8 protein-coding genes and 1 pseudogene are annotated in these 7,975 nt (G+C 64.6%); 6 read left to right on the forward strand and 3 right to left on the reverse strand.

Annotated elements, in window-relative coordinates; all coding sequences use genetic code 11:
• Positions 1 to 59 precede the first annotated feature (59 nt).
• Positions 60 to 1,121 carry an alpha/beta hydrolase gene (locus EN780_RS21960; protein WP_127393588.1) on the forward strand — a complete coding sequence of 354 codons (1,062 nt, stop codon included), beginning with the start codon at positions 60 to 62 and terminating at the stop codon, positions 1,119 to 1,121.
• A complete protein-coding gene (locus EN780_RS21965) occupies positions 1,121 to 1,585 on the forward strand; it encodes a hypothetical protein (RefSeq protein WP_127393589.1) in 465 nt (154 codons plus the stop codon). The genes EN780_RS21960 and EN780_RS21965 overlap by 1 nt, the downstream gene beginning before the upstream one ends.
• Positions 1,586 to 1,594: 9 nt before the next feature.
• Here EN780_RS21965 and pyk read toward each other — a convergent pair whose 3' ends face one another.
• Entirely contained in the window at positions 1,595 to 3,034 is a 1,440-nt protein-coding gene (pyk, locus tag EN780_RS21970; protein ID WP_127283856.1) for a pyruvate kinase, read from the reverse strand.
• Complete coding sequence (locus EN780_RS21975; RefSeq protein ID WP_187331441.1) at positions 3,031 to 3,501, reverse strand: DUF1036 domain-containing protein; 471 nt, start codon at positions 3,499 to 3,501, stop codon at positions 3,031 to 3,033. The genes pyk and EN780_RS21975 overlap by 4 nt, the downstream gene beginning before the upstream one ends.
• A gap of 269 nt (positions 3,502 to 3,770) precedes the next feature.
• Between EN780_RS21975 and EN780_RS21980 the strand changes: the two genes are divergently transcribed.
• The 4 genes from EN780_RS21980 to EN780_RS21995 all read left to right on the forward strand — a co-directional run bounded on the left by EN780_RS21980 (position 3,771) and on the right by EN780_RS21995 (position 7,306).
• Complete coding sequence (locus EN780_RS21980) at positions 3,771 to 4,571, forward strand: N-formylglutamate amidohydrolase (RefSeq protein ID WP_127393990.1); 801 nt, start codon at positions 3,771 to 3,773, stop codon at positions 4,569 to 4,571.
• A 30-nt stretch (positions 4,572 to 4,601) separates the two neighbouring features.
• Positions 4,602 to 4,910, forward strand: a complete 309-nt coding sequence (locus EN780_RS21985) for a DUF1244 domain-containing protein (RefSeq protein WP_127393989.1) — start codon at positions 4,602 to 4,604, stop codon at positions 4,908 to 4,910.
• 85 nt (positions 4,911 to 4,995) lie between these two features.
• Positions 4,996 to 5,910 carry an alpha/beta hydrolase gene (locus EN780_RS21990; RefSeq protein ID WP_348630828.1) on the forward strand — a complete coding sequence of 305 codons (915 nt, stop codon included), beginning with the start codon at positions 4,996 to 4,998 and terminating at the stop codon, positions 5,908 to 5,910.
• 220 nt (positions 5,911 to 6,130) lie between these two features.
• The gene (locus tag EN780_RS21995) at positions 6,131 to 7,306 is read left to right on the forward strand and encodes an MFS transporter (protein WP_189379564.1); all 1,176 of its coding nucleotides are present in this window, start codon (positions 6,131 to 6,133) and stop codon (positions 7,304 to 7,306) included.
• Positions 7,307 to 7,384: 78 nt separating this feature from the next.
• Here EN780_RS21995 and EN780_RS22000 read toward each other — a convergent pair.
• Positions 7,385 to 7,954 (reverse strand): annotated as a pseudogene (locus EN780_RS22000) (LysR substrate-binding domain-containing protein); the annotation flags it as partial.
• Positions 7,955 to 7,975: the final 21 nt, after the last annotated feature.

The raw sequence follows: 7,975 nt of genomic DNA on the forward strand, positions 1-7,975 counted from the left end.
CCCCTACTCCCCTACTCCCCTACCAAAACTAATTTCTCTCCGGCTCGTATTTCCTCCGCATGAACCTCATCTACGCTGCGTTTGCCTTCTTCCTCGCGCTCGTCCTTGCCTTTGTCGGCGTCACCCGCGCCGGTGCCTGGCTGATCGAGCGCCGCAACCTGCCGGTCGGCGACTTCGCCGACATCGGCGGCGCGCGCATCCATTATGTCCATGTTCCGGCGCCGGCCAATGCGGAGCTGCCGCCGATCGTCTTCATCCACGGCGCCAGCGCCAATCTCAAGGATCAGATGCTGCCGCTGCGGCCGCTGCTCGAAGGCCGGGCCGAGATGCTGTTTCTGGACCGGCCCGGCTTTGGCTGGTCGGAGCGCGGCGACAACGAGACCTTGCCGGCGCAGGCCGACACCATCGCCGCGCTGATGGATCAGCTTGGCATGAAAAAGGCGATCGTCGTCGGCCACTCCTTCGGCGGCGCGGTCGCCACCGCCTTTGCCCGCAAGCATCCGGACAAGACGCTGGGCCTCGTCTTCCTGTCGCCCGCCAGCCATCCCTGGCCGGGCGGGGCGACGGCCTGGTACTACAATCTGACGGCCATTCCGCTGATCGGCCCGCTGTTTTCCGAGACGCTAGCCTATCCGGCCGGAGCGCTGCGCATCGATGCCGCCACGGCCTGCGTCTTTTCTCCCAACAAGGCGCCGGACGGCTACGTCGCCGCCGCCTCGATTCCCCTGGTGCTGCGGCCAGGCGCCTTTCGCGCCAACGCCGCCGATGTGGCTGGGCTCTACAGCTACGCGCTCGACGCTTCGCCGCACTACCATGACATAAAGGCGCCGACCGTCATCATTTCCGGTGACCACGACAAGGTGGTCTACGCCACCATCCATTCGACCGGCCTTGCCCGCGATATCCCCGGCGCCGAGCTGGTCTGGGTACACAATCTCGGCCACAAACCCGACTGGATCGCGCCGGATCTCGTCGTCGGCGCCATCGAGAAGACCGCCGGCAAGAGCATCGACCTGCAGGCGATGGCGAGGAGGGTCGAGGCGCGGCTTGCCGACGATGCCTACAACCAGGGACAATGTCCCGACATCACGGTGCCCGACGCCGAGCTGGCGCCGACCTGATGTATGTCCTGAAGCACGGCATCAAGAAAAACCCCGAAAAATTCTGGGCACTGCCGGACCGCATTTTCTTTGGCTACGGCGCCTGCCACATCCTTGCGGGCACTTTCCTCGGTCATCCTCCCAAGGGCGGATTTTACGGCGAGCGGATCATTCCGGGCGAAGGCTTTTCGGGAAACCACATCTATGTGACGAACGGCGTGATCGCCTTCGACTACCATGGCTATTCCCGGCGCGAGCGGCTTCTGGTGCACCACAAAAGAGGATGGGCCGCGCACAGCGCCGGTTGGCACTGCGCGCTCGAAAGGGTCGACTTCGATCTGCTCGACACCGCCGAACTCAACCGGCGCAAGATGCGCGGGCCGGATCAGTATCTGCATGATCCCATCCCTCGCGCTCGCCATTTCCTGCGGCGTGTCGATCACGGCGAAGGTGCGGCAAGAGCGCTCGGAACTGCGGCGGGCTAAACCGAGAAGTCAGGTGCGGCTGGCCTGCGTCTCCGACCCGACATAGGCGATGCGCAGCATGTTGGTCGAGCCCGGCGTCCTCAGCGGCACGCCCGCGGTGATGATGACGCGGTCGCCCGGCTTGCCGAAGCCCTCGTCGATCGCGATGCGGCAGGCGCGGTCGACCATGTCGTCGAGGTCGACGGCATCGGGCGACACCACGCAATGCGTGCCCCACAAAAGCGACAGCCGCCGCGCCGTGTTGAGGATCGGCGACAGCGCCACGATCGGCACTTGCGGTCGCTCGCGCGCGGCGCGCAGGCCGGTCGTGCCGGAGGCCGTATAGGTGACGATCGCCGACAGTTTCAGCGTTTCGGCGATTTCGCGAGCGGCGAGCGATATCGCATCGGCGCCCGTCGCTTCCGGTTCCGAGCGCTGCGCGTTGATGATGCCGGCATAGGTCGGGTCGGTTTCGACCTTGGTGGCGATGCGGTTCATCATCGCCACGGCCTCGACCGGATAGGCGCCGGCGGCGGATTCGGCCGAAAGCATGATGGCGTCGGCGCCCTCGAACACGGCGATCGACACGTCAGACACCTCGGCGCGGGTCGGCACCGGCGCGGTGATCATCGATTCCAGCATCTGCGTTGCGATCACCACCGGCTTCCCGGCGCGGCGCGCCGCACGCGTGATCTGCTTCTGGATGCCGGGCACCGCCTCGAGTGGCATCTCGACGCCGAGGTCGCCGCGCGCGACCATCAGCGCGTCCGACAGTTCGATGATCTCCGCCAGGCGGGTAACCGCCTGCGGCTTCTCGATCTTGGCCATGATCAGCGCCCGGCCGCGCGCGATCTTGCGCGCTTCGGCGAGATCTTCCGGCCGTTGCACGAAGGACAGCGCCACCCAGTCGACGCTTGCCGCGAGCACCGCGTCGAGATCGGCGCGGTCCTTCTCGGTCAGCGCGCCGACCGGCAGGTCGGTGTCGGGCAGGCTGACGCCCTTCTTGTCGGAAATCGTGGTGCCGGCGACGACGGTGCAGGTGATCGACTTGCCGTCGCTCTTCACCGCCCTGAGCTCCAGCTTGCCGTCGTCGATCAAAAGACGATGGCCGGCCTCGACCGAACTCAGGATTTCCGGATGCGGCAGATAGACCCTGCTCGACGTGCCCGGCTCCGGATTGTTGTCGAGCGTGAAGGTCTGGCCGACGCTGAGCGTCTCCTTGCCATTGGCGAACTTGCCGACCCTGAGCTTCGGCCCTTGCAGGTCGGCGAGAATGCCGATTGGACGGCCGACCGTTTCCTCGACCGCGCGGATGCGCCCGACCAGCGTGCGCATCAAATCGTGGTCGGTATGGCTCATATTGATGCGGAAGACATCGGCGCCGGCTTCGAAAAGCTTTTTCAGCATCTCCTCCGACGAGGAAGCCGGACCGATGGTGGCGAGGATCTTGACCTTACGGTTACGTCTCATTGACTGTTTGTTCCCGGGGCGGGGGCCGCTGGTGCGCCTCCCGTTGCGGGCTCGTCGGTCAGCTGGACCATCCAGCTTGCCTGCTCGCCCGTGTCATATTCCTGAAATCCGGCGCGTTGGAAGCCCCGGGCGACGCAATCGGTTACGCCGGCGATCTTGAACTCTTTTTCGGCCACGCACATGTTGATCGGGCCGTCCCAGCGCCCGCCGCGCTCGGCGTCTTCTGCATAAAGATAGTAAAACCTTGATGACAGCGGACCCTCGATCAGCGTCTTGCAGCTCGACCCTTCGATGTGCCACCAGCCCTCGGTGATCCAGCCGGCCTTGGCGCGGTAGCCGATGCCGACGCCGACCAGGTTCTGGGTGGCGTTGCAGACGCGGAAATCGGCCCGGGCGGGCGACGCCGCGACCATGGCTGTGAGCCCGGTGGCGACGGTCAGGATCGGCAAGGCGAAGGCGCGGCGCATGCGCGGCCTGCCGGCGGAACCCATCCTGAAACCCCTCAAGAACGACATCTGCATCTCTCGACGCCCCTTTTCGGCAAACTCCGGGCGCATGTCAACGCGCCGTTTTGTTCAATTCCAATCGATTTAGAAAGGCCCCAGGCGCGATTTGCCGCCATGCGTTGGATTCTTCGCAGAAACCGTGGCCAAACAACGGCATTGCGCCAGCGTCCTCTTCGTGGAATGACGTTACCACCCTGCCGGGAAGCCAGCGACCAGACCATTTCCAGCCGATGACCCGATCCACAGTTTTCGCGCCTTTCGATATTGTCGAAGGCGACCGCAAGCGAGGCATCGTTCTGCTTGGCGATCATGCCCGCCGCGCGCTGCCGGAAGAGTATGGCAGCCTCGGCCTGCCGGCGAGCGAGTTCGAGCGCCACATCGCCTACGACATCGGCGTCGAGACGGTGACGCGCGAACTGGCGGCGACGCTCGGCGTGCCGGCGGTGCTGGCCAATTTCTCGCGGCTTTTGATCGATCCCAATCGCGGCGAAGACGACCCGACCCTGATCCGCCAGCTCTATGACGGCACCATCGTGCCCGGAAACTATCCCATGGCCGAGGAAGAGCGCGAGCGACGGCTCGACCGCTTCTACCGGCCCTATCACGACGCCGTCGGCGCCATGATCGCCTCGGTGGCCGAGGCTTCCGCCAAGGCGCCCTTCATCTTCTCAATCCATTCCTTTACGCCGGTCATGCAAGGCATCCGGCGACCCTGGCATGTCGGCATATTGTGGGACCTGGATGATCGCGTGGCGCGACCGCTGATCGACATGCTGGCCGAGGACAAGAACCTCGTCGTCGGCGACAACGAACCCTATGACGGCGCGCTGCGCGGCGACACCATGTTCCGGCACGCCATCGTCAACGGCTTTGCCCACGCGCTGCTCGAGATCCGCCAGGATCTGATCGCCGGGCGCGAGGCCGCCCTCGCCTGGGCCGAGCGGTTGGCGCCGATCGTTGACGCGATCGATGGCCGTCCCGATATACATCGGGTGAAGATGTTCGGCTCGCGCACCGGGCCGGTATCATAGGGCCTGAGAAGGGCCCAAGGAGTGCATGACATGACCGAACTCAGCGACGAGCAGAAGCGCGATTTCGAGGCCGCCGCCTTCCGCCGGCTGATCGACCACCTGCGCCAGCGCGGCGACGTGCAGAACATCGACCTGATGAACCTTGCCGGCTTCTGCCGCAACTGCCTTTCCAACTGGTATCGCGACGCGGCCGAGGCCGAGGGCGTCGCGCTCTCCAAGGACGAGTCGCGCGAGATCGTCTACGGCATGCCCTATGCCGAATGGCAGGCGCTCCACCAGACCGAGGCGTCGGAGGCCAAAAAGGCCGAGTTCGAGGCAAGGCGGCCGAAGGATCACTAGCGAATCTGGTGCTGTGTTCAAAGGCGACGACGTTCGTTCGGCTGACCCGCCATGAACTTTAGCGGCTCGTTGCCGTTCTAAAGTCATGATGACAGATACGACAGAGATTCCCGGCTTCACAAGCCGCGTGGTTGAAGGCGAGCGCGGCGCAATTTTCGTTTACGAAGGTGGCGACGGGTTTCCCGTACTTCTCCTGCACGGCTTTCCAGAGACGAACCTGATGTGGCGCGAGATCGCCCCATTGTTGGCCGGCGAATATAAGGTGATTGCGGCCGACCTGCCCGGATACGGGCGAAGCAATTGTCCAGACGAGCGCTTGAGAGACGCTATGTCGAAGCGCGAGATCGCCACGACGCTGGTGGAAGCCATGCGATCCGCCGGCCATGATCGCTTCGCCATAGTCGGCCACGACCGAGGAGGCAGAGTTGCCTATCGGGCCGCGCTTGACCATCCCGCATGCGTATCTCACGTCGCGGTGTTGGACGTTGTGCCAACTTTCGACGTGTGGGATCGCGCTGACGCGCGTCTTGCCTTGGCTTTCTGGCCGTTTTCGCTGCTCGCGCAACCATCTCCTCTTCCAGAGCGCCTGATTTTCTCCGCGCCCGGCGCGGTCGTGGACAATGCGCTTGGTGAGTGGGGAACACCGCGAGACGTTTTTCCCGACTGGGTTCGAGAGACCTATATTGCCGCCCTGAGCGATCCTGGCCATATCCATGCAATCTGCGAGGAATATCGCGCAGCGTCGAGTATCGACCGCGAGAACGACGCGGCAGATCTCGGTGCTGGCCGGCGCATCAATTGCCCTCTGCTCGCCCTTTGGAGCGAAAGCGGCGCCTTGGCGAGCTGGTACGACGATGCTGGGGGTCCCTTGGCCCTCTGGCGCCGGTGGGCGATCGATGTACAGGGAAGGCCGATGACGGGAGGACACTTCTTCCCTGAGGAGCATCCAGCGATCACGGCTGGTGTGATAACCGATTTTCTCAAGAGTCGAATGTCTTGATAACTGTCCTTGGCTGACTTGGCGGTCAGCCTGCAATGACATGCGCCGGCATGCCGATGGCCTGTCCACGAGTTTGTCGTTGACGCTGTGAGGACCAACCCGATGTCGCAGCTTTGGCCCAAGCACTTCCGCCTGCTCAGCGCTTGACTATGAATTGAATCGATCTAATTTTCTGCCCAGATCCACCGGCGTACTTCACATCATGAGCGTGCAAATCACGATGCAAGCCGCGACGCGCGGACGCTGGGCCGTGGCCGGCATCTTCCTCGCCAACGGCTTTCTGACCGGCAGCTGGGCACCGCAGATCCCGGTGTTCCTGACCCGGCTAGACATCTCGAAATTCACGCTCGGCCTACTGATCCTCCTGTTCGGCGCCGGCGCGGTGACGGCGATGACCTGGTGCGGCCATCTGATCTCCAGGCATGGCTCCCGCGCCGTGCTGCGCTGGTTCGGCCTGTGCGGCAGCCTCGGCCTGCTGGCCGTTGCGCTCGCCCCCAATGTGCCGCTGGCGGCCATCGCCATGTTCATCTTCGGCGGCTCGATCGGCGGCATGGACGTCGCCATGAACGCCAACGCGGTGGCGGTGGAAAGAAGGCTCTCCCGCGCCATCATGTCGTCCTCACACGGCTTCTGGAGCCTTGGCGGTTTCGCCGGCGGCGCGCTGGGCGGCTTCGCCATCCAGAACTACGGCCATTTCGCCCATGCGACGGTGGTGACGGTGCTCGCCTTCGCGGTGATCGCGCTCGCTGTCGGCTATCTCATTGTTGAGGACAAGCCCGAGGCCGCCGAGCATCGGAAATTCTCACTGCCGGCGAATCCGCTGGTCTATCTGGTCGGGCTGATGGCTTTGCTGACGATGGTCTCCGAGGGCGCGGTGCTCGACTGGGCGGCGCTCTACCTGCAGCAGGAGCTCGGCGCCGACCTTGCCATCGCCGGCCTTGCTTACGCGGCCTTTTCCGGCGTCATGGCATTGATGCGCTTCCTCGGCGACGGCGTGCGCAACCGCTTCGGCGCGGTGGCGACGCTGCGCGGCTCGGCCCTTGCCGCCGCCGCCGGCATGCTGGTGGCCGGCCTGTCGCCCTCGCCCTGGCTTGCGATCGCCGCCTTTGCCTTTTGCGGCTTCGGCATCGCCAATATGGTGCCGATCATCTTCTCGGCCGGCGGCAACCAGGAAGGCATGTCATCCGGCACCGGCATGAGCGTCGTCACCACCATGGGCTATTCCGGCATACTGGTGGCGCCGTCGGCGATCGGCTTCGTCGCCGAGCATTCGAGCTTCGGCCCGATCTTCGTCGCCCTGTCGGGGCTGTTGATCGTCGTCCTGCTGATGGCCGGGCTTGCTCACCGCGCCGAGTTCGCTCCCGAGCCGGATGGATTTCAGGTCGGATCGACCTGAAATCCATCCGGCTCTGAGATCAGAGAAATAGAGCATGATGCCGTCCGAAAACCGCTTCACACTTTTCGGCATCATGGGCTAGCCGGCGCCGGCCGAATAGCGCTTCAGCTCCTCGTAGAGGAAGTCCGCGACGCGGCGGATGCGCACGCTGCTGCGCACGTCGCGATGCATGGCCAGCCACACCGGCAGCACCGGCAGTGGAAGCTGTGGCAGCACGATCTCCACCAGCGGATCGCGCGCGGCCAGCGGACGCTGGCCAAGGCCGATGCCATTACCGGCCCGCACCGCCTCCCACAAAACGATCTGATTGTCGGTCCTGAAGCGAAAGCTGCTGCGGCTGACCGGAATGCCGTACCCGGCAAAGCCTCGGATCATCTCGTCGCTGCGATCGAAGCCGATCAGCGCATGGCCGGCAAGGTCGGCGGGCTCCAGCGGGCGGCCGGCCCTGCCGAGATAGGATATGGCCGCGCAGGCGCAGAGCGGAATGTCGGCGACCTTGCGCGCCACAAGCTCGTTCTGCGCCGGCTTGACCATGCGGATGGCGATATCGGCATCCCGGCGCAACAGGTTCTCGACCTGGTTCGAGGCGACGATCTCGACTTCGATGCCCGGTTCCTCGACACCAAGCCGCGCCGTGATCGCCGGCAGCGTGCTCTACGAACGCGGCCG

The organism is Mesorhizobium sp. M4B.F.Ca.ET.089.01.1.1 (assembly GCF_004022605.1).
GTDB lineage: Bacteria > Pseudomonadota > Alphaproteobacteria > Rhizobiales > Rhizobiaceae > Mesorhizobium > Mesorhizobium abyssinicae.

Coding starts and splice junctions, on each gene's coding strand:
- EN780_RS21960 (WP_127393588.1), top strand. CDS start 60: ATGAACCTCATCTACGCTGCGTTTGCCTTCTTCCTCGCGCTCGTCCTT.
- EN780_RS21965 (WP_127393589.1), top strand. CDS start 1,121: ATGTATGTCCTGAAGCACGGCATCAAGAAAAACCCCGAAAAATTCTGG.
- pyk (WP_127283856.1), bottom strand. CDS start 3,034: ATGAGACGTAACCGTAAGGTCAAGATCCTCGCCACCATCGGTCCGGCT.
- EN780_RS21975 (WP_187331441.1), bottom strand. CDS start 3,501: ATGCGCCGCGCCTTCGCCTTGCCGATCCTGACCGTCGCCACCGGGCTC.
- EN780_RS21980 (WP_127393990.1), top strand. CDS start 3,771: ATGACCCGATCCACAGTTTTCGCGCCTTTCGATATTGTCGAAGGCGAC.
- EN780_RS21985 (WP_127393989.1), top strand. CDS start 4,602: ATGACCGAACTCAGCGACGAGCAGAAGCGCGATTTCGAGGCCGCCGCC.
- EN780_RS21990 (WP_348630828.1), top strand. CDS start 4,996: ATGATGACAGATACGACAGAGATTCCCGGCTTCACAAGCCGCGTGGTT.
- EN780_RS21995 (WP_189379564.1), top strand. CDS start 6,131: ATGCAAGCCGCGACGCGCGGACGCTGGGCCGTGGCCGGCATCTTCCTC.